At 46.4% G+C, this 20,823-nt stretch carries 15 protein-coding genes; 5 read left to right on the plus strand and 10 right to left on the minus strand.

The genetic code is table 11. From position 1 onward, the window contains the following. Positions 1 to 13 precede the first annotated feature (13 nt). Positions 14 to 901, minus strand: a complete 888-nt coding sequence (locus B7Y67_RS01085; RefSeq protein WP_293596918.1) for a DMT family transporter — start codon at positions 899 to 901, stop codon at positions 14 to 16. A 184-nt stretch (positions 902 to 1,085) separates the two neighbouring features. On the opposite strand from B7Y67_RS01085, the gene B7Y67_RS01090 reads away from it, so the two are divergent. Beyond that, positions 1,086 to 1,667, plus strand: a complete 582-nt coding sequence (locus B7Y67_RS01090) for a phasin family protein (protein WP_293596919.1) — start codon at positions 1,086 to 1,088, stop codon at positions 1,665 to 1,667. 103 nt (positions 1,668 to 1,770) lie between these two features. Here the strand turns inward: B7Y67_RS01090 and lpdA are convergent, their stop codons facing one another. From lpdA to aceE, 3 genes are read right to left on the minus strand one after another with little or no spacing between them, the layout of a single operon-like run. Beyond that, positions 1,771 to 3,558 carry a dihydrolipoyl dehydrogenase gene (lpdA, locus tag B7Y67_RS01095; protein ID WP_293596920.1) on the minus strand — a complete coding sequence of 596 codons (1,788 nt, stop codon included), beginning with the start codon at positions 3,556 to 3,558 and terminating at the stop codon, positions 1,771 to 1,773. A 9-nt stretch (positions 3,559 to 3,567) separates the two neighbouring features. Next, the gene (gene aceF / locus B7Y67_RS01100) at positions 3,568 to 4,878 is read right to left on the minus strand and encodes a dihydrolipoyllysine-residue acetyltransferase (RefSeq protein ID WP_293596921.1); all 1,311 of its coding nucleotides are present in this window, start codon (positions 4,876 to 4,878) and stop codon (positions 3,568 to 3,570) included. A gap of 15 nt (positions 4,879 to 4,893) precedes the next feature. Continuing rightward, positions 4,894 to 7,590, minus strand: a complete 2,697-nt coding sequence (aceE, locus tag B7Y67_RS01105) for a pyruvate dehydrogenase (acetyl-transferring), homodimeric type (RefSeq protein ID WP_293596922.1) — start codon at positions 7,588 to 7,590, stop codon at positions 4,894 to 4,896. Between the two features lie 202 nt (positions 7,591 to 7,792). Here aceE and B7Y67_RS01110 point away from each other — a divergent pair, with 202 nt between their 5' ends. Genes B7Y67_RS01110 through B7Y67_RS01125 form a run of 4 tightly spaced genes read left to right on the plus strand, consistent with a single transcriptional unit; the run spans position 7,793 to position 14,055 of the window. Beyond that, complete coding sequence (locus B7Y67_RS01110; RefSeq protein ID WP_293596923.1) at positions 7,793 to 10,327, plus strand: PAS domain-containing sensor histidine kinase; 2,535 nt, start codon at positions 7,793 to 7,795, stop codon at positions 10,325 to 10,327. Between the two features lie 38 nt (positions 10,328 to 10,365). After that, a complete protein-coding gene (locus B7Y67_RS01115) occupies positions 10,366 to 11,013 on the plus strand; it encodes a response regulator (RefSeq protein WP_293596924.1) in 648 nt (215 codons plus the stop codon). A 5-nt stretch (positions 11,014 to 11,018) separates the two neighbouring features. Further along, positions 11,019 to 11,879 carry a bifunctional methylenetetrahydrofolate dehydrogenase/methenyltetrahydrofolate cyclohydrolase FolD gene (gene folD, locus B7Y67_RS01120; RefSeq protein ID WP_293596925.1) on the plus strand — a complete coding sequence of 287 codons (861 nt, stop codon included), beginning with the start codon at positions 11,019 to 11,021 and terminating at the stop codon, positions 11,877 to 11,879. 43 nt (positions 11,880 to 11,922) lie between these two features. Next, entirely contained in the window at positions 11,923 to 14,055 is a 2,133-nt protein-coding gene (locus B7Y67_RS01125) for a M3 family metallopeptidase (protein WP_293596926.1), read from the plus strand. 4 nt (positions 14,056 to 14,059) lie between these two features. Here the strand turns inward: B7Y67_RS01125 and xth are convergent, their stop codons facing one another. The 6 genes from xth to B7Y67_RS01155 form a co-directional block, all read right to left on the minus strand. Continuing rightward, positions 14,060 to 14,905: an exodeoxyribonuclease III gene (gene xth / locus B7Y67_RS01130; RefSeq protein WP_293596927.1), complete on the minus strand. Its 846-nt coding sequence runs from the start codon at positions 14,903 to 14,905 to the stop codon at positions 14,060 to 14,062. Beyond that, positions 14,898 to 16,349, minus strand: a complete 1,452-nt coding sequence (gene ntrC / locus B7Y67_RS01135) for a nitrogen regulation protein NR(I) (protein WP_293596928.1) — start codon at positions 16,347 to 16,349, stop codon at positions 14,898 to 14,900. Before ntrC ends, xth begins: the two co-directional genes overlap by 8 nt. After that, the gene (gene glnL, locus B7Y67_RS01140; protein ID WP_293596929.1) at positions 16,346 to 17,482 is read right to left on the minus strand and encodes a nitrogen regulation protein NR(II); all 1,137 of its coding nucleotides are present in this window, start codon (positions 17,480 to 17,482) and stop codon (positions 16,346 to 16,348) included. The genes ntrC and glnL overlap by 4 nt, the downstream gene beginning before the upstream one ends. Positions 17,483 to 17,493: 11 nt before the next feature. Next, on the minus strand, positions 17,494 to 18,909 hold the full coding sequence (gene glnA, locus B7Y67_RS01145) for a type I glutamate--ammonia ligase (protein WP_293596930.1): 1,416 nt from the start codon (positions 18,907 to 18,909) through the stop codon (positions 17,494 to 17,496). A gap of 197 nt (positions 18,910 to 19,106) precedes the next feature. Next, positions 19,107 to 19,970, minus strand: a complete 864-nt coding sequence (locus B7Y67_RS01150) for a molybdopterin-binding protein (protein ID WP_293596936.1) — start codon at positions 19,968 to 19,970, stop codon at positions 19,107 to 19,109. Then, positions 19,963 to 20,823: an EI24 domain-containing protein gene (locus tag B7Y67_RS01155; protein WP_293596931.1), complete on the minus strand. Its 861-nt coding sequence runs from the start codon at positions 20,821 to 20,823 to the stop codon at positions 19,963 to 19,965. Before B7Y67_RS01155 ends, B7Y67_RS01150 begins: the two co-directional genes overlap by 8 nt.

Here is a 20,823-nt window from a genome sequence, read left to right on the forward strand (position 1 = left end):
ATTTAGTGCGACTCTATTCAGCAATGGTTGCAACAGTACTGGTTTGTCCACGATTCACCAACACAACCCCGGTCATAGTGAGTAACAGGCCCGCCGCCATCATTAGCGTAAAGTGCTCGTCAAATAAGAACCACGCCATCACCGCAGTAGTGGGTGGCGTCAAGTATAAGAGGCTCGTTACTTTGGTGGCCGCCCCTTTTCGAATCATCATAAAAAGTAAGCTAATTGATCCGATGGATAGCGGAAAGATGGCCCAGAATAATGCCCCAACGACGGAGGCATTCCAAACCATGACTCCAGATTCGAAGTAATGCATACAGATAAAGCACAGTAAGGCTGATACTCCAAACTGAATTGATGAGCCTGCGCGAAGGTCAAATACTGGACAGAACTTCTTTTGGTAAAGCGTGCCAAAAGTGATGGATAGCAAGGCAGCAAATGCAAGGACGTAGCTAAACACGGGAATATGGGCAAAACCAATTTTTTCCGCAACTACCAGAGCAACACCAGCAAATCCAAAAGCCAAACCTATCCATTGACGTCCAGTCACTTTTTCGGATACCCAAGCGGCAAACCAAGCAGTCAAGATCGGCTGTAAACCGACAATAATAGCTACTAAGCCAGCAGTCATACCCAGTCGAACTGCAAACCAAACGCCAAGCAGGTAACCAAACTGGAGCAATACCCCCGCTACTGCGATATGCTTCATTTGTGACCAGCTTGGCCAACTTATTTTCCAAACCAAGCTCAGGCATGCCATAGCTATCAAAACACCTACAAATCGCCAAAACAAAAAGCCTGCTGGCTCCACGTAAGGCATCGCTAATCGCGCAATAACAAAGCCGGTACTCCAAATCAATACAAATAATGGGGCAATTAGGCTGTCAAGCTTCAATCTCATGGGTAACTTGTTGAAAATGTGGAGTTTTTTGTTAATCCCTGATTTTAGGCTTTTTTTATACCCACCCTCCATTTCAAAGCATTATCTAATTTATATTGCAGTGCATCATAAATGCTATAAAATGGTGCGTAAATAAATTGACAAGATCCAGATAAAGCTCATAGTTAGAAAAGATTGAGTTGACATGAAAAGGATTGATATGAACTTAACGCCTGAACAAATCGCAGCAGCGCAAAAAGCTAATTTAGAGACTTTGAGCGGACTCACCAATCAAGCGCTCAAGAGTATTGAGAAATTAATTGAACTCAATATGCACATAGCCAAGCAAAGCTTAGGTGAAAGCATGAGTAGCGCTAAGAAAGCATTGGAAGTGAAAGATATTCAACAGCTTCTCGCCCATCAAGCGGAGGCAGTTCAGCCAATGGCTGAAAAAATTATGGCTTACAGCCGTCATCTTTATGAATTAGCTCATGAGACCCAGGCTAGCTTCACTAAATCTGCTGAACAAGAGTTACAGGCGGGCCAGAAAAAAATTAATGCCTTGGTAGAAGACTGGACAAAAAATGCTCCTGCGGGATCCGATGCTGCAGTCAATGCCATGAAACAAGCAATCGCGTCTGCGACCAACGTATTTGAAACAAGTCAAAAAGCGGTAAAGCATGCTGTAGAGCTTGCCCAAACTAACTTGAACAATGCCACCAGCTCAGTTGAAAAGACCATGAATACAACTAGCAAGCCTGCAAATAAAACTGCTAAGAAAAAGTAAGCCTTTATAGTTGCTGCATTGCTGGTGTTACGACAGCTATAGTAGAAAAGCCTCGATCTCTCGAGGCTTTTTCTTATCCAGCAAATGGGCGATGCTAGTTTATTTAGTGCGCTTTCTTTTTTACTGGCGGCAGATCAGTGCAGTGGCCATGAGCAGCCTCCGCAGCCAAACCAACAGATTCACCCAGTGTTGGATGCGGATGAATGGTTTTACCGATATCTACTGCATCAGCACCCATCTCAATAGCAAGACACACTTCGCCAATTAAATCACCGGCGTGAGTACCAACAATACCGCCACCAATGATGCGTTTGCTTGTAGCGTCAAAAATGAGTTTGGTAAAGCCTTCGTCACGGCCATTGGCAATCGCCCTACCGCTGGCAGCCCAAGGGAATAAACCTTTTTCGTAAGCGATGCCTTGAGCTTTGCACTGCTCTTCTGTCAAGCCAGCCCAAGCCACCTCTGGATCAGTATATGCAACCGATGGAATTTGCTTAGCGTCAAAGTAAGATTTTTCACCTGCAGCCACTTCAGCTGCAACGTGACCCTCATGCACCGCTTTGTGAGCAAGCATGGGTTGGCCAACGATATCGCCAATGGCAAAGATGTTATTCACATTCGTACGCATTTGATTGTCGACTGGAATAAAGCCACGCTCATCTACAATGACTCCTGCAGCAGAAGCATCAATCTTCTTACCGTTAGGTGTGCGACCTACTGCAACTAATACCAAATCGTAAGTCTGCGGTTCTGTAGGGGCGCTCTCACCTTCAAAGCTAACCTGAATACCATCCGCTTTCACTTCGGCTTTTGAGGCACGAGTCTTGAGCATGATCTTTTCAAAACGGCCGGCATTAAATTTCTCCCAAACCTTTTCCAAGTCACGATCGGCACCTGCCATCAGACCATCCATCATCTCAGCAATATCAATCCGTGAGCCTAAGGAGCTGTAGACTGTCGCCATCTCTAAACCAATAATGCCGCCACCAATGACTAACATGCGTTTTGGAATGCTATTTAGTAATAAAGCACCAGTGCTATCGACAATGCGCGGGTCTTCCGGCAGGAAAGGCAGTTTGACTGGCTGACTTCCGGCTGCAATGATGGCCTTCTGGAAACGAACCACTTCCTTTTGACCGGCTAAGTCCTGACCATCACCTTTGGTTAACTCAACTTCAACGTGATTGGCATCCAAAAAACGACCCAATCCACGCACCACAGTGACTTTACGCGCTTTAGCCATACCGGCTAATCCACCAGTTAACTTGGCAATGACTGAATCTTTATAGCCGCGCAATTGATCGATTTCAATTTTTGGAGCGCCATAGCTAATGCCATGCTTAGACATGGTCTTGACTTCATCCATCACTGCAGTTGTATGAAGCAAAGCTTTTGATGGAATACAGCCGACATTCAAGCAAACACCACCCAAAGTTGCATAACGTTCTATCAAGATAGTGCTCATACCTAAATCTGCGCTTCGGAATGCAGCGCTGTAACCACCAGGGCCAGCACCCAATACGAGCACTTCGCACTCATGATCCACTTTGCCGCTGTACTGCCCGGCGATTGGAGCGCTGATCACAGGTGCTGCTATGGGAGCGGGGGTTGAAGCTGAAGCTGCTGCTGTTGAGGCTTGGGGTACAGCTGCTGCCCCCGCTTCAATTTCAGCAACAACACTTCCCTTGCTTACTTTATCGCCAGCTTTTACAGAGACACTCAAAATAGTTCCAGCAGCATCAGCCGGCACTTCCATGGTTGCTTTGTCAGATTCCAGAACAAGTAAAGGCTGTTCTTTTTCAATGACATCGCCAACTTTAATGAGCACCTCGATGACTGGAACATCTGAATAGTCCCCAATATCTGGAACAAGAATAATTTGCTTAGCCATATCTTCTCCTTATAGCGCTGCGCGACGGAAGTCGGACATCAGTTGAGCGATATAGACATTAAAACGCGTTGCCAAAGCACCATCAATCACACGATGGTCGGCACTGAGTGATAACGGGCAAATTAAGCGCGGTACAAATTGCTTGCCATCCCAAACAGGTTTCATGGCAGCTTTGCTTACACCTAAGATAGCCACTTCTGGCGCATTCACGATGGGTGAGAAATACGTACCACCAATACCACCCAAGGAAGAAATGGTGAAGCTTGCGCCTTGCATCTGCTCTGGCTTCAACTTGCCATCACGCGCAAGCGCAGCCAATTCGGAGGTTTCACGAGCAAGCTCAAAGATGCCTTTTTTATCGGCATCACGAATCACCGGAACTACCAAACCATTTGGCGTATCTGCGGCGAAAGCAATATTGAAATACTTCTTCAATACCAAGTCATCGCCATCAATGGAGCTATTGAACTCAGGGAACTTCTTGAGTGCAGCGACAGCGGCTTTCATCAAGAAAGCTAACATCGTGATTTTGAGCCCCTGCTTTTCATTCTCTTTATTGGTAAGGACTCTAAATGCTTCAAGGTCAGTAATATCTGCATCTTCGTGATAAGTCACTGCAGGAATCATTACCCAGTTGCGACCCAAGTTCGCAGCAGTTAACTTCTTAATGCGATTTAGTGGTTGACGCTCTGTCTCGCCGAATTTAGAGAAATCAACTTTAGGCCAAGGAATTAAATTCAGACCGCCCAAGCTTCCGCCAGATGCATTTGATGCGCTTCCAGCTCCGCCACTCATTGCAGCTTTTACAAAGGCTTGCACGTCTTCCTGAGTAATTCTACCTTTAGGCCCCGATCCTTTAACTTGATGAACGGTAACGCCGAGTTCACGCGCAAACTTCCGCACTGAAGGACTTGCATGGCTGGCTGTTGGGTCTACTTCAACTGGGGTATTGCTAATAGGCGGGGGGGCTGGTGCACGTACTATCGGTGGCTCTACTTTTGGAGCTGGCGCTGCAACAGGTTCCGCCTTTGCTGCCACTGGAGCAGCAGAAGTTTGCGTAGCCGCTGGAGCCGCAACACCACTTTCTTCGAGCACCAAAACAATGGCGCCCTCCGAAATCGAGTCGCCGACTTTAACCTTAACCTCTTTCACCACACCGGAATGCGATGAGGGAACATCCATGGTTGCTTTGTCTGATTCAAGAACAACAATTGACTGCTCTTTCTCAACACGATCACCGGCTTTTACCAATACCTCGATGACAGGCACATCTTTGTAATCCCCAATGTCTGGGACTTTAATATCAATTAGTTGGCTCATAGTCTCTGTCTCTTATCAAACCGTCATTGGGTTTGGTTTAGTGATATCGATTTCATATTTCTTAATCGCTTCTGCTAGTTTTTGACGATCAAGCTGACCAGCATCCACCAAAGAACGTAAGGCAGTTAGGACAACCCAGTGACGATCGACCTCAAAGAAATCACGTAATTTTTCACGAGTATCTGAACGACCAAATCCATCAGTACCTAGAACTTCAAAACGACGACCCATATGCTGAATTGCAGGACGAATTTGCTCTGCAAATAGACGTACATAGTCAGTAGCAGCAACAATTGGACCCGCAGTATCTTTAAGGCACTTCTCTACATGCGAAAAAGCAGGTCCAGTTGCTGGATTGAGAAGATTATTTCGGTGAACCGCATTCCAATCACGACCTAACTCAGTAAAGCTTGGGCAACCCCAAAGATCAGAGGCAACACCCCAATCTTGATGCAGGATTTCAGCGGCTTCAATGACTTCACGGAAAATCGTGCCTGAACCTAAGAGCTGTACACGCAATTTAGCATTGACATCACCAACCGACTTCAATTTGTACATTCCCTTAATGATGTCTTGTTCCGCACCCTTTGGCATTGCTGGATGAGCGTAGTTCTCATTCATCAAAGTGATGTAGTAATAGACATCTTCCTGTTCAGCCAACATGCGGCGCATACCGTCCTGAATCACCACGGCCACTTCAAATGAGAATGAAGGATCGTAGCTTATGCAGTTCGGGATAGCGGCACTCCATACTTGGCTGTGGCCATCTTCGTGCTGAAGACCTTCGCCGTTCAGAGTTGTTCTACCGGCAGTACCGCCCAATAAGAATCCACGGCTACGCATATCGCCAGCAGCCCAGCAGAGGTCGCCAATACGCTGGAAACCAAACATGGAGTAGAAGATGTAGAAGGGCAACATCGGTACGCCATGAGTTGAGTATGAAGTTGCAGCAGCGATCCAGTCGCACATACCACCCGCTTCATTAATACCCTCTTGCAAAATCTGGCCCGTCTTATCCTCTTTATAGAACATCAATTGATCATGATCTTCTGGGGTGTAAAGCTGACCAAGTTGATTCCAAATCCCTAGCTGGCGGAACATACCTTCCATACCAAAGGTTCGAGACTCATCTGGAACAATCGGAACTACACGCTTACCCAAAACCTTGTCGCGCACAATCGTATTAAGGATGCGAACAAAGGCCATCGTTGTGGAGATCTCACGGCCATCGGTGGTTGCCTCTAATAATGGTGCGAATACATCTAGCGCAGGCACTGGTAGGCTCTCGGCCTTCATTCGACGCTGTGGAAGGTAGCCACCTAATTCCTGGCGGCGGGCCTTCATGTAATCAAGCTCGGGACTACCTTCAGCAAATTTCACCAAAGGCATGTCATCTAATTGCTCATCCTTTACTGGAATCTCGAAGCGATCACGGAAACGACGTACATCATCCGCATTCATCTTCTTAGCTTGGTGGGCAATATTCATCGCCTCACCAGATCCACCCATACCGTAACCTTTAATAGTGTGGGCCAAAATAACTGTTGGTTGATTCTTATGATTTACGGCTGAATGAAAGGCGGCAAATACCTTGTGTGGATCATGACCGCCGCGATTGAGATTCCAAATCTCATCATCACTCCAGTCACTCACTAGCGACTTTAATTCGGGGGTATTGAATACGATCTCGCGAACATAAGCACCATTCTTGGCCTTCATGGTTTGGTACTCGCCATCCACGATATCGCCAAGACGTTGCATCAAGATGCCTTTTTTATCGCGTGCGAATAAAGCATCCCAATGGCCACCCCAAACTACCTTAATTACATTCCAACCAGAGCCGCGGAACTCACCCTCGAGCTCTTGAATAATCTTGCCGTTACCACGCACAGGACCATCAAGACGCTGCAAGTTACAGTTCACGACAAAAATCAGGTTATCTAATTTTTCACGGCCAGCCATACCAATAGCGCCGAGGGATTCTGGCTCATCAGTTTCACCATCCCCGAGGAAGGCCCAGACTTTGCGCCCTTCCGCCTTAATAAATCCGCGATCCTGCATGTAGCGCATAAAGCGCGCTTGATAAATAGCCATGATGGGTCCAAGACCCATAGACACTGTAGGGAACTGCCAGAAATCTGGCATTAGCCAAGGATGTGGATAACTAGAGATACCCTTGCCGCCAACCTCTTGACGGAAGTTATTCAACTGCTCGTCTGACAGGCGGCCGAGCATATAGGCGCGAGCATAAACACCTGGGGCTGAATGCCCTTGAACAAAAATCAGGTCGCCACCGTGCTCTGGTGATGGCGCATGCCAAAAATGATTAAAGCCGACGTCATATAAAGTAGCGGCCGACTGGAAGGATGAAATATGTCCACCAACGTTCGTGTCTTTGTTAGCACGCAGAACCATTGCCATTGCGTTCCAACGCGTGTAGGAGCGGATGCGATGCTCAACATTCTGATCCCCTGGTAGACGTGCTTGCTGCTCTACCGGAATCGTGTTGATGTAAGGAGTATCTGCATGGAATGATTGATTGACCCCATTGACGCGAGCATGAGAAATTTGCTGATCAATCAGATAAGCCGCGCGCTCTGGGCCTTCATTACGAATTACGCCATCAAGCGCCTGCAACCATTCTTGGGTTTCACCTGGATCCGCATCTTGCTTACCTGCGCTACCTAAAATTTGATCTGGAACTGCTGCCATATACTGCCTCCATTAGTCACATCGGTCTTATTCATTCACTTTATAGGCAATATTCTAGGAAGGTCTATGGGTGTAAACAAGCAATTTTCCACATAATGATAGTATTTCTCACTATGTGGTATTTTATTGCAGCGCACTCAAGCAGCTTAAAGCGCTAAATAGGCAAAGAAGACCTATCAATAGGGCAAAATAAGTAAATTACATGAAAAAAATCGCATTTTCAATCTGGCAGCTAAAGCCTGTGAAATGGCTACGTCGTATACGGGGATTTAAGCTTGTCTACACGCCATTAATAGCCATTGTGCTCTTTACTGTTGTGATGGGGGTCATTATGGGCACCCTACAACTGCATGAAATGAGTCAGCAAGAAGCCGCACTATTTAGAGAACTCTCTTTTGCAAAGCAACGCATTCAATTGCGTTTTGCAAACAATACTGATGTATTGCAATCCATTGGGCGTGATTATGTCAGTGCCGGAGATTCAACAAAGTTGAAAGAAAACGTGATTATTCAGGCAGAAAATCTACTGCAAAGCAATCATGAAATAGCGCAAATTGTTTGGATTAATGAATCAGATCAACGTCTTTGGAAAATTCCACCGGATAACTTAAAAACGGACTGGTTTAATAAAGCAAATAATGCAGTCGTGATAAATCAGGCACTGAAGAAAACATTAGAACTGAGTGCTGCAACAAATAGACCGGCCTTCAGCCAGTTCATTACTATTGAAGTTCCAAGTGATGAGGTACTATCAAAAGAAATTCGAAATGTGTTTTGGCAAGCAGTACCTCAAATTTCTGGCATTGAAATCAAAGGCATGGTGGCTGTGCTCTACACAACACAGGGCATGCTTGAAATGATCCCTGGTGAGCTCAAGGGCCAATATCGATTTACTTTAATTGCTGATGAAGATAAGGTCTTAGCAATCTCATCCGATAAAAATACACCAAAGCGCGCATTTAGCAATCAAACTAGTTTGGATATTGGCGTTCTCAGTCCCAATATAAGTCTGCGCATTGACACCTACCCGCCAGCAACAAACTTGACTTTTAGAATGTTGATTGGCGTGGTATTGGGTTTAAGTGCATTCGTAATTTGGAGCTTGTGGTCAGTACTCAAGCAAATGCAGGTCAGACAAGAGGCCGAAGCAAATCTTCGTGCCGAAACGAGTTTTCGTAGCGCTATGGAAAACTCCACCCCAGTAGGAATTCGTGCGCATGACATGAATAGAGTAATCACCTACGTCAATCCCGCCTTTTGTGAAATGACTGGTTGGTCAGCAGAGGAGTTAATTGGGATGAGTCCGCCTTTTGCTTTTTGGCCCGAGGGTCAAAAGAGTGAGTTGACGGAAAAGATGAATAAAGCCCTCAAGCTTGCCTTAAGCCAGGAAAAGAAAATTGGCATAGAGGGCTCGATCCTTCACCGCAACGGATCCATCATTCAGACTCGTACCTTTATTTCTCCATTAATTAATGAAAAAGGTGCTCAAACTGGCTGGGTCACTTCCTTAATTGATATTTCTGAGCCGAAGAAAATTCGCGAAGAATTAGCTGCTTCACAAGAGCGCTTCGTTACAGTTTTAGAAGGTCTTGATGCTGCAGTTTCCGTAGTATCCAATGAAACCGGTGAGTTGTTGTTTGCGAATCGCTTTTATCGGGAACGTTTTGGAAACACTGCCAAAGGCCATTTTGATCTAGCTGACAGTGATATCAATCGGAATGCGATGCAAGCCTTGATTGAGGATTCTGGAGATGCCATCACCGAGGGCATCTCCCCATCTTCTTTGTATCAAGAAAATGAGTCTGAAGAAATTCAACTATTAGATGAAGCCACTGGAACCTTAAGATGGTATGAAGTCCGAAGACGTTTTGTTCCATGGGTAGATGGTCACTTAGCACAATTGCTCATTGCAACCGACATTACGATTCGTATTGAGGCGGATGATTTAGCGCGCCAACAAGAAGAGCGCATGCAATTCACTAGTCGTTTAACCACCATGGGTGAAATGGCCTCTTCTTTAGCCCACGAATTAAACCAACCACTTGCAGCCATTTCTAACTATTGCATGGGTGTGGCCAAGCGTTTACAGGATCACCTAGATCCAGTAGTGCAAAAAGATATTCTTCCAGCACTAGAGAAAGCATCTGATCAAGCGCATAGGGCCGGAACAATCATTCAGCGTATCAAAGGTTTTGTGAAGCGCAGTGAGCCACAACGTAAAACTTGCGATATTAGTGAAATTATTAATGATGCAGTTGGATTGGTGGAAATTGAAGCGCATCGCCACCGATTAAATATCGCCACTGAGATTGCCAGCAATCTGCCAATGATTGACGTTGATCCGGTCTTGATTCTCCAGGTATTGGTTAACCTCCTGAAAAACTCCCTGGATAGCTTGAGAGAGGTTTACCCTCTTTCTTCGCGCTGGTCGGCTCCACCAGTGCAGATTTCGGCTGACCTGGATACCAGCACCTTTCCCGCCATGCTGCGTATCCAAGTAACAGATGCAGGTGCCGGAATCGCCCAATCCGTCATTGAACGCATGTTTGAGCCCTTTTTTAGCACTAAAAACGACGGTATGGGCATGGGATTGAATATTTGCCGATCCGTTATAGAGTCCCATCAGGGCCGCCTTTTTGCAAAAAATCAGATGGATGCAGAACAGACTAAGCTGGCGGGCTGCACCTTTACAATACTATTACCCCTAGAGCTAGCAGGCTCTATGGCCAACAGTTAATTTATGTATTTTTTTAAGATTGATCTGCGAAAGCTAATATGAATATCAGTGCTGCCACCAAACCCAATCAAACTGAAGTGGTTTACGTTGTAGATGACGATGAGGCGGTACGCGACTCACTTACCTGGCTCCTAGAAAGCAATGGCTATGTTGTGCGCTGTCATGCAAGTGCTGAGCGTTTCTTGCAGTCACTCCAGAGCACGGATAAGTCAACTATCTCCTGCGCAATCTTAGATGTCCGCATGTCGGGCATGTCAGGTCTTGAATTACAAGAGCGTTTGATTAGTGAAAACCTGCCAATGCCAGTTGCTTTTATTACTGGTCATGGTGATGTCTCAATGGCAGTCTCCACCATGAAGCGCGGTGCAGTGGACTTCATTGAAAAGCCCTTCAAAGAAAATGATCTCTGCGGTCTAGTTGACCGCATGCTTGCTAAAGCACGTGTTGATTACTCACAAGCAAGCCACCGCAAAATTACCCAGAGTCTCTTAAGCAAGTTAACTGGTCGTGAGCGCCAAGTGCTAGAGCGCATTGTTGCCGGTCGCTTAAATAAACAAATTGCGGATGATCTTGGCATCTCCATTAAAACGGTCGAAGCACATCGTGCCAACATAATGGAAAAGCTCAACGTAAATACCGTTGCAGACCTCCTCCGCTTAGCCCTCTCAGATCCACAACCAAATTAATCCCTATGCCTGCACAGTTACTCGATGGCGTCGCCCTATCCAAAAAATTACGTACTGAAATTGCAGCACGCGGAGCAATAGTTACCGCTAGGGGCGTAAGGCCTGGCCTAGCTGTCATCGTAGTTGGAGAAAATCCTGCTAGCCAGGTTTATGTTAGAAATAAAGTGAAGGCTTGCGAGGATGTCGGCTTTCATTCTGTATTGGAGCGCTACTCTGCCGAATTAGGCGAAGAAGAATTACTTGCGCGTATTGCGACATTAAATGCCGATCCTGCTATTCACGGAATTTTGGTTCAACTCCCCCTTCCCGAGCATATTGCGGCTGAGCGCGTACTAGAAGCGATTGCCCCAGAAAAAGATGTGGATGGCTTTCACGTAGCCAATGCTGGTGCGTTAATGGTGGGTCAGCCTGAATTCAAGCCTTGCACGCCATATGGCTGCATGAAGATCTTAGAGAGTATTGAATATCCCATCCGTGGCGCACGTGCGGTGATCGTAGGCGCTTCTAATATTGTGGGTAAGCCTATGGCCATGCTTTTGCTACAAGCAGGTGCAACAGTCACTATCTGCAATAGCAAGACTCGCGACTTGGCGCATCACACCAAGGATGCTGATATTTTGGTTGTTGCAACCGGCAAACCTAAAATGATTACTGGTGACATGGTAAAAAATGGAGCCGCTGTCATTGACGTTGGCATTAATCGAATGCCCGATGGAAAGCTCTGTGGCGACGTTGATTTTGATGCCGCTCAATATGTTGCTGGCTGGATTACGCCTGTGCCAGGTGGTGTCGGCCCCATGACCATTACCATGCTTCTGATGAATACCCTGGAAGCAGCAGAAAAAGCAGCTAAGCCGTCTAACTAGCGCCTGATTAGCAAAAGTTTGCGTCGTCCATTAAGCTATAGGGATGACTAAATCAACACTTTTACAGCCCTCTGCTGAGCTCCAAAAAAACCCACTAATTTCAGTCGGAAGAGGCATTTGTGCCTACTCCGAGGTAAAGCCTTCGGACATTGCGCCAGCGATAGACTTTCTATTGGGGCGAGCTGAGTACGCAGTCAATCATGCGGTAGATCAAAGCACTCCAGGTAACTGGAATGATTTGGTAGAGCCCCTCGAAGATGCCACAGAGTCTTTGAGTAGGTCCTGGGGAGTCGTATCGCACCTTAACAGCGTTGCAGATACTCCAGAGCTTAGGGCAGCCTATGGCGAGATGATGCCAAAGGTTACTGCATTCTTTTCAAGCCTAGGGCAAAACTTGGCGCTATATCAAAAGTTTAAGGAGCTTAGTCAAAGCGCTGACTTCTCAAAACTAAACCCTGCACAGAAAAAAGTAATTGAAAACTCCTTAAGAGATTTCCGTCTGGGTGGCGCAGAGCTCTCAGACTCACAAAAGCCCCGCTTCTCACAGATTCAAGATGAACAAGCTTTATTAGGCAAAGCATTTTCTGATCACGTTTTAGATGCAACAGATAGCTTTGTGCATCTTATTGCTGATAAGTCGCAGCTGGCTGGACTGCCAGAAGATGCAATTGCTGCAGCGGCTGATCTTGCTGAGCAGAAAGAACTTCAAGGCTGGGCATTCTCGCTACACTTTCCATCCTACTATCCAGTCATGCAGTACTCCGAGAACCGGTCTCTGCGTCGCCTCATGTATGAGGCCTACGTAACTCGAGCTTCCGAATTATCCCCGCAATATGCCCATGGGAACCTCAATTGGGACAATACGCAAAACATGCTCGAGCAACTCAGGCTCCGGAATGAAGAAGCGCGCATGTTGGGCTTCAAGAATTATGCTGCTCTGAGTTTGGCCCCAAAAATGGCTAGTAGTGTTGAGGAAGTGGATACCTTCCTCACTAACTTTGCACAGAAGGCAAAACCATTTGCCTTGAAAGACTGGCAAGAACTTTCTGAATTTGCAAAATCTGAACTTTTTATTGCCGATGGATTAGAACCGTGGGACATCGCCTTTGCTTCGGAGAGATTGAAGCAAGCACGCTATGCATTTTCTGAAAATGAGCTCAAGCAGTACTTCCCCCTACCTAAGGTTTTAGAGGGATTATTTGGAGTCATTCAAACTTTGTTTGGCGTCAAGATTGAAAAAGCTAATCTACCAACTTGGCATGTGGATGTACAGTCCTTCGGCATCAAGAATTCCGCAGGCAATTTAGTGGCTTATTTTTACCTGGATCCTTACGCCAGATCAGGCAAGCGTGGTGGCGCCTGGATGGATGATGCTCGTGGGCGCCGAGAATTGCCTAATGGAGAAATTCAGATACCGGTGGCGTATTTAATCTGCAACTTTGCCGCACCCGTAAAGGTAAATGGCGTATTGCGCCAACCAACCATTACTCACGATGATGTCATTACCCTCTTCCACGAGAGTGGTCATGGTTTGCACCACTTATTAACGCAAGTCAACGCCTTAGGTGTCTCCGGAATTAATGGCGTTGAATGGGATGCAGTGGAGCTGCCAAGTCAGTTCATGGAAAATTTCTGTTGGGAATGGGAGGTCTTGGAAAAAATGACTGCTCATGCCCAGACAGGTGAACCACTGCCCCGCCAGTTATACGAAAAAATCCTTGCTGCTAAGAATTTCCAAAATGGCTATATGACACTGCGTCAGGTTGTAATGTCACTAACCGATTGGCGTCTGCATGCTAGCTTTGATCCAGAAAACGCAAAAGGACAGGCAGTCCTTGATCTATCAAGAAGTATTGCAGATCAATTCAATGTGATCCCGCAAGCGTCCATTTCCCGCTGGATTAATACCTTTAGCCACATCTTTGCCGGTGGATATGCTGCTGGTTATTACAGCTATAAATGGGCTGAGGTACTGTCTGCAGATGTCTACTCTGCATTTGAGGAGGTAGCCAAGCTTACTGGAAGCGTCCTCGATGAACAAACAGGCGCTCGTTATCGCAAAGAGATTTTGGAGGTGGGAGGCAGTCGTCCTGCTGCCGAATCCTTTAAGGCCTTTAGAGGAAGAGAGCCAAGCATTGATGCCCTGCTTCGTCATGGCGGTTTAGCCTCTCAGTAAACGTCTAAGCTTTAATTTCTGCAACGACTGGAGCGTGATCCGAAGGCTGCTCCCAAGTGCGGGGCTCTTTATCGATGATGCTTGAGCTACATTTCTCTTTTAGGTCGTCACTTAAAAGGATGTGATCAATCCGCATACCGGCATTTCTTCTGAAACCCATCATGCGGTAATCCCACCAACTAAATGATTTTGGCGCCTGCTCAAACATTCTGAATGAATCTGTTAAACCTAAATTGAGGAGTTTTTGAAACGCCTCTCGTTCTGGTGGCGAAACTAGGTTTTGACCAACCCACTTGGAAGGGTCATGCACATCAACATCGGTAGGCGCGATATTGAAATCACCCAAGAGAGCCAAACGAGTATTTTGAGTTAACTCCTCTTTTAACCAATCTTCTAGCGCCTTCAGCCAGCCTAACTTATAAACAAACTTATCACTATCGGGAGACTGACCATTAGGGAAGTATGCCGAGACAAGACGCATCGGCTGCATTCCCTTAAAACATAAGGTGGCAGCTAAGACACGTTGCTGCTCATCCGCACTACCTGGAATATTTCTAACAGGCTTTAGAAAAGTGGTTTCATGATCCGTAGCGATGGATGCCAAGGCAGCTTTGCGAACGATGATAGCAACGCCGTTATATGTCTTTTGGCCAGCAGCAATGCTGAGGTATCCGGCCTCTTCCAATTCTTGGTGAGGATATTTATCGTCAGTGAGCTTCAACTCCTGCAGACAAAGTGCATCAATAGGATTTTTCGCCTTCTCTTGATCCTGCAACCACTTCAAAACTTGAGGCAAACGCACCTTAAGGGAGTTCACATTCCAGGCGGAAATTCTGACTGAGTCAGCCATCAATACCAAGCTCCTGCAATTTACGAGTGATCGTGTTGCGACCAATTCCTAGGCGCTGAGCTGCTTCAACACGTCTTCCACGGGTAACTTCTAGTGCTGCTTGGAGAACTGCTTTCTCAAATTTAGAGCACAGAACGTCGTATACCTCTGAATCACCATCTTGCAGCATTTTGACCGCTAGGCGACCTAAGCCACCCTCCCAATCCGCTGAACTAACCTTAATCGCTACTTGAGCTGAAGGATTCGATTCACCCTGCAATAAAACTGGTTGCTCACCGGCTTCCGCCAAAAGATCTGTAGGCAAATCGCCTGATCCGATCAAATTGGATGGCGTCATCACCGTTAACCAGTGACATAGATTTTCTAGTTGACGCACGTTACCAGGAAAAGGCATGCCGCTAATTTCCTTTAAAACATCATCAGAAAGTTTTTTAGCTTCGACCCCCAAGGACTTGGCGCAGGTCAACATGAAATGGCGTGCCAGCACCGGAATATCTTCCGCGCGCTCACGCAATGCTGGCATCCTCAAGCGAATGACATTAAGGCGATGTAATAAATCTTCACGGAAAGCACCGGCTGCAACTCGGGCCTCCAAATTTTGATGCGTGGAAGCAATGATGCGCACATTTGCTTTGATGGGATCCTGTCCGCCAACTCGATAGAAATGACCATCCGTTAATGCACGCAACAATCTGGTTTGCAGATCAAAAGGAATATCGCCAATTTCATCTAAGAATAAAGTACCGCCATCAGCCTGCTCAAAGCGACCGCGACGTAATGTCAAAGCTCCGGGGAAAGCACCACGCTCGTGACCGAATAATTCAGACTCCAATAAATCCTTGGGTACTGCTGCAGTACTAAAGGCAACGAATGGACCCTTGGCACGTGGGCTGTGCTTATGCAAAGCTTGTGCAACCAACTCTTTACCGGTTCCAGATTCGCCAGTAATCAGGACTGTTGAGTGGGACTGAGCCAAGCGGCCAATAGCCCGAAAGACTTCTTGCATTGCAGGAGCTTGACCAATGATTTCTGTCGAGTCTTGTCTCCAGCCATTCATTTCTTTGTTGCCAGATTGATTACGCTCGCTTTGCTCCATGGCGCGGCGAATTAATTCAACCGCCTTATCAATATCAAATGGCTTGGTGAGGTATTCAAATGCACCACCCTGAAAAGACGATACCGCTGAATCCAAATCTGAGTAAGCAGTCATGATGATGACGGGAAGCGTCGGATGCGTCTCTTTTACATTCTGCAGCAGATCTAAACCATTGCCACGCGGCATACGAATATCCGAAATCAATACTTGCGGAGCTTCCTTATCTAGTGCATTGAGCACGTCATTGGGGTTAGAGAAACTCTTATGGGGAATATTCTCGCGAGTAAGCGCTTTTTCTAATACCCAACGAATAGATTGATCATCGTCTACGATCCATACGGGTTTCATAATGCTTTCTCCTGCCTACGATAAGGAATTTGAATATGGAAATCAGTCCGTCCAGGACGGCTGTCACATGCAATAAAGCCTTGATGCTGTTGCACAAACGTTTGGGCCAAGGTGAGGCCAAGACCGCTACCACCATCCCTGCCGGAAACCAATGGGAAGAAAATACGCTCGCGGATATCCTCTGGAATGCCGGGCCCGTTATCGATAACGTGTAGATCCATTGCCATCTTGTAGCGTTGCTTAGAAATGGTGACTGAGCGAGCCACCCTTGTCTTAAATTCAATTTGAGCAATACCTTGCTGCATTTCTTCGGAGAGCGCTTGAGCAGCATTGTGGGCAATGTTGAGAACAGCCTGGATCAACTGCTCGCGATCACCCAGCACCTCAGGAAGGCTGGTGTCATAGTTACGGATAATGCGTAAACCTTTTGGAAACTCTGCCAACACCAGACTACGTACACGCTCTAAGGCTTCATGGACGTTAAATGATTCCATTGCGTGAGCCTTGCGGTGCGGCGCTAATAATCTGTCGACTAAGTTTTGTAGACGATCTGATTCTTTAATAATGACCTGAGTGTATTCACGCAAACCTTTTTCTGGAAGCTCAAACTCTAGCAATTGAGCTGCACCTCGAATACCACCTAAAGGATTTTTAATTTCATGCGCTAAGTTACGCATTAACTGCTTGTTTGCTTCAACTTGTTGAGTTACGCGCTCATCGCGCTCACTACGCAACTGCTGATCAATTGGAAACCACTCCATCATGATCAGCGTGGGATCCTCAAGACTGGCCACGACCACATGCGCAGGAATCGACTCTTGATGAATGCTTCCAGGCAAGGAATGTAAGACCAGCTCTTGACGTTGAGCAGAAAAGTGCCCCGCTTTCACCTCTTCAATCATGCGCTTAATTGAGGTGTTATCCCCGAACAGGTTATGCACAGACTGACCTTCAAGAGATTTTCGCGATAGATCCAACGCAGACTCTGCAGCGGGATTCACGTAAACCAATTGTTGGTTCTCGGCCTCAAATACCACGATGGCATTGGGCAACTGATCAAGCAATGTCGGAAAAAAAGGAGCAGCCGAAGCTGCCCCTTTGAACGAATTGCGCAACAGACCTGCGCTCAACATTACTCCTTCGCTTACAGGGAGTAGTACATATCGAATTCGATCGGATGGGTTGTCATTCGGAAACGTGTGACATCTTCCATCTTCAAAGCGATATATGCGTCGATCATAGAGTCTGTAAAGACACCACCACGAGTCAAGAACTCACGGTCTTTGTTCAAGGCTTCTAATGCTTCTTCCAAGCTTGCACAAACGGTTGGGATCTTTGCATCTTCTTCTGGTGGCAAGTCATACAAGTTCTTGTCAGCAGCTTCGCCTGGATGAATCTTATTCTGAACACCGTCTAAACCTGCCATCATCAATGCTGAGAAGCAGAGGTATGGGTTAGCCAATGGATCAGGGAAGCGAGTCTCAATACGACGGCCTTTAGGGCTTGAAACGTGTGGAATACGAATCGAAGCAGAACGGTTACGCGCTGAGTAAGCCAACTTCACTGGAGCTTCAAAGCCTGGAACCAAACGCTTGTATGAGTTTGTACCTGGGTTAGTAATCGCATTCAATGCTTTAGCGTGCTTGATGATACCGCCGATGTAGAACAATGCGAACTCTGACAAACCTGCATAACCGTTGCCAGCAAACAAGTTCTCGCCATTCTTCCAAATGGATTGGTGAACGTGCATACCAGAACCGTTGTCCCCAACGATAGGCTTAGGCATGAAGGTTGCTGTCTTACCGTATGCGTGAGCAACGTTTTGAATGACATACTTCTGCCAGATAGTCCAGTCAGCGCGCTCTACCAATGTGCTGAACTTGGTACCTAATTCGTTTTGGCCTTGACCAGCAACTTCATGGTGATGAACTTCGACAGGAATACCTAAAGATTCGAGGATCAAACACATCTCAGAACGCATGTCTTGGAATGTATCTACTGGAGCAACTGGGAAGTAGCCGCCTTTTTTACCTGGACGGTGACCAGTGTTACCACCTTCGATCTCAGCAGCTGAAGACCATGGAGCCTCTTCAGAATCCACCTTAACGAAACAACCCTGCATGTCAGCACCCCAACGGACGCCATCAAAAATAAAGAATTCTGGTTCTGGGCCAAAGTAAGCCGCATCGCCCAAGCCAGTGCTTTTCAAATAAGACTCAGCACGCTTAGCAATAGAACGTGGATCACGGTCGTAACCTTTACCATCTGAAGGCTCAATCACATCACATGTGATCACCAATGTAGGCTCTTCATAGAATGGGTCGATATAGCAAGCTGTTGGATCTGGCATCAACAACATGTCAGAGGCTTCAATACCTTTCCAACCAGCAATAGATGAACCATCAAACGCATGACCGCTCTCAAACTTGTCTTCGTCAAAATGGGAAATAGGTACTGTTGTGTGTTGCTCTTTACCCTTTGTATCTACAAAGCGGAAATCAACGAAAGTACATTCCTTCTCTTTAACCAACTTCATCACATCAGCGACGGTCTTCGTCATTCAAATCTCCTCTATTAACTAAATTCGGAATACAAACTTAAGGTGTACACCCTTGTTCATTCCAGGCATCAAATATGCCCTTGGGATGTATCTAATTTACTGAAGCAAACAAACGGGAACAGTTATTATTGCACTAATTAAGTGCTGAAATTCCTCTCAAAACCCTAAAAAATACTATATTTGCACCAAAGTAGTGCCTACTTAGATTTTGAAATATCGTGAATCACATAACCCAAAGCCTCAGTGCCGGTTCGTAAAGCAAACCAAGCACTTTCCAGCAGATTTGCATTACCTTTAATGCCCAGCTCAATATGACGTTCAGCATAAACACCGCCCCTGGAGGGATCACCAACAGATGGGAGGCTAAATACCTTTACCCCAGGGAAATCCGACTCAATACGCTCCATTAACGGAGTTAGGGTTGATTCAATTCCTTTGGGAACAATAAAACTCTGCTCAGCCGAGTTTTCGCGATGAAATAAGTTTTGATAATAGTTATCAAGACACCAGGCCATCATCGGAGCGGCCATGACTGGAAAACCTGGGACAAAGTAATGCTCTCGAATAGAAAAGCCAGGGATCTGGTTATAGGGATTGGGAATGATGTCGCTACCAATCGGGAACTCGCCCATTTTGAAACGATGTTGGTTTTCAGGAGTACTTAAATCGGCTTTAGCAAGATCCCCTTCAGCCATCGTCTGAATGCGCCCAGCAATTAATTCTTGCGCAGTCGGATGTAACTCAGTTTTAGTGCCAAGAGCCAAGGCAGCGCAATGTCGTGTGTGATCGTCAGGAGTGGCGCCAATGCCGCCAGTACTGAAAACCACATCGCCACTAGCAAAACTATCTTTTAAGGTGGCTGTAATTTGATCAGGATCATCTGCAACATATTTGGCCCAAGACAGACTCAAGCCACGCTCATTCAAGAGCTCAATCAATTTGCTCAAGTGCTTATCTTGACGGCGACCCGACAGAATTTCATCGCCAATCACAATCAATCCAAAGCGACGGGCTTTGACCTCAGGCACATCAATGCTGACCTGTTTTGACGCCTCAACCATGGTACGGTAGCTCCATATCAATTACACGTGCTTCTATATTTAAAGATTGATCTAACTCGTTTCTGCGCATCTCTTTTAATGCCTCAAGTAAATAGTGCGCGAACCACAGCGCAGCAAATACAAAGATTAAAGAGTAAATCCACAGAGCAACAAAACTCACAATGGGGAACAACACCAAAGCCAATGCTGATGTTGCCCAGAAAAAAGTGGGTACAGCGCCGAGCATTCCCGAAACAATTCCCATTGCCAAGAGAGGCCAGCGATGCTGGTGCAACAAGGTATCACGTTCCTCTGCAGTAGCATGTTGCGCGAGCACATCATAAGACATCAATCGCATCGTCAGCCAACCCCAAAGCAATGGCGGTAAGACTGCAACTAGTGGCGGAATCCACCATACCGGTAAAGTTAGCATCACTAAAGCCAAACAGATCAAAGCAGACCAGATGGTGTATACAAAACTACCAAACAAACCACCTCCCTTCTTTCGCTCAAGATCTTTGTAGGCGTGCTGACGTGATACCACGCTAACGATAGTTGGCACGGTTGTAAAGGCGATGAATACCAACAGACTGATCGAGATCAACGGGATCAAGAGCATTACAAAAAAGAGTGGCGCAATCCAGGCTCGGGCATTTTCAAAACCAGCCCAAATCAGACCATCCTGAATCCAACTCGTAAAGATAGATGTTGTTAAAAAAATGCTGAGCATTTCCAGGGCCGGCGTCCAAGTCAACCAAATTAAGCCGCCCCATAAAATCGATACGATCAAGAATGGGCGCAGGCTCAACCACAGCATTCTCGGATGCATTGTTCCAACCAAAGCCAAGCCGAAAGACTTGAATACTTGCTGCAT

This window comes from Polynucleobacter sp. 35-46-11, assembly GCF_002281105.1.

Excerpts from the sequence above, each read along its gene's own strand:
- B7Y67_RS01085 (WP_293596918.1), bottom strand. The coding sequence starts at position 901 with ATGAGATTGAAGCTTGACAGCCTAATTGCCCCATTATTTGTATTGATT.
- B7Y67_RS01090 (WP_293596919.1), top strand. The coding sequence starts at position 1,086 with ATGAAAAGGATTGATATGAACTTAACGCCTGAACAAATCGCAGCAGCG.
- lpdA (WP_293596920.1), bottom strand. The coding sequence starts at position 3,558 with ATGGCTAAGCAAATTATTCTTGTTCCAGATATTGGGGACTATTCAGAT.
- aceF (WP_293596921.1), bottom strand. The coding sequence starts at position 4,878 with ATGAGCCAACTAATTGATATTAAAGTCCCAGACATTGGGGATTACAAA.
- aceE (WP_293596922.1), bottom strand. The coding sequence starts at position 7,590 with ATGGCAGCAGTTCCAGATCAAATTTTAGGTAGCGCAGGTAAGCAAGAT.
- B7Y67_RS01110 (WP_293596923.1), top strand. The coding sequence starts at position 7,793 with ATGAAAAAAATCGCATTTTCAATCTGGCAGCTAAAGCCTGTGAAATGG.
- B7Y67_RS01115 (WP_293596924.1), top strand. The coding sequence starts at position 10,366 with ATGAATATCAGTGCTGCCACCAAACCCAATCAAACTGAAGTGGTTTAC.
- folD (WP_293596925.1), top strand. The coding sequence starts at position 11,019 with ATGCCTGCACAGTTACTCGATGGCGTCGCCCTATCCAAAAAATTACGT.
- B7Y67_RS01125 (WP_293596926.1), top strand. The coding sequence starts at position 11,923 with ATGACTAAATCAACACTTTTACAGCCCTCTGCTGAGCTCCAAAAAAAC.
- xth (WP_293596927.1), bottom strand. The coding sequence starts at position 14,905 with ATGGCTGACTCAGTCAGAATTTCCGCCTGGAATGTGAACTCCCTTAAG.
- ntrC (WP_293596928.1), bottom strand. The coding sequence starts at position 16,349 with ATGAAACCCGTATGGATCGTAGACGATGATCAATCTATTCGTTGGGTA.
- glnL (WP_293596929.1), bottom strand. The coding sequence starts at position 17,482 with ATGTTGAGCGCAGGTCTGTTGCGCAATTCGTTCAAAGGGGCAGCTTCG.
- glnA (WP_293596930.1), bottom strand. The coding sequence starts at position 18,909 with ATGACGAAGACCGTCGCTGATGTGATGAAGTTGGTTAAAGAGAAGGAA.
- B7Y67_RS01150 (WP_293596936.1), bottom strand. The coding sequence starts at position 19,970 with ATGGTTGAGGCGTCAAAACAGGTCAGCATTGATGTGCCTGAGGTCAAA.
- B7Y67_RS01155 (WP_293596931.1), bottom strand. The coding sequence starts at position 20,823 with ATGCAGCAAGTATTCAAGTCTTTCGGCTTGGCTTTGGTTGGAACAATG.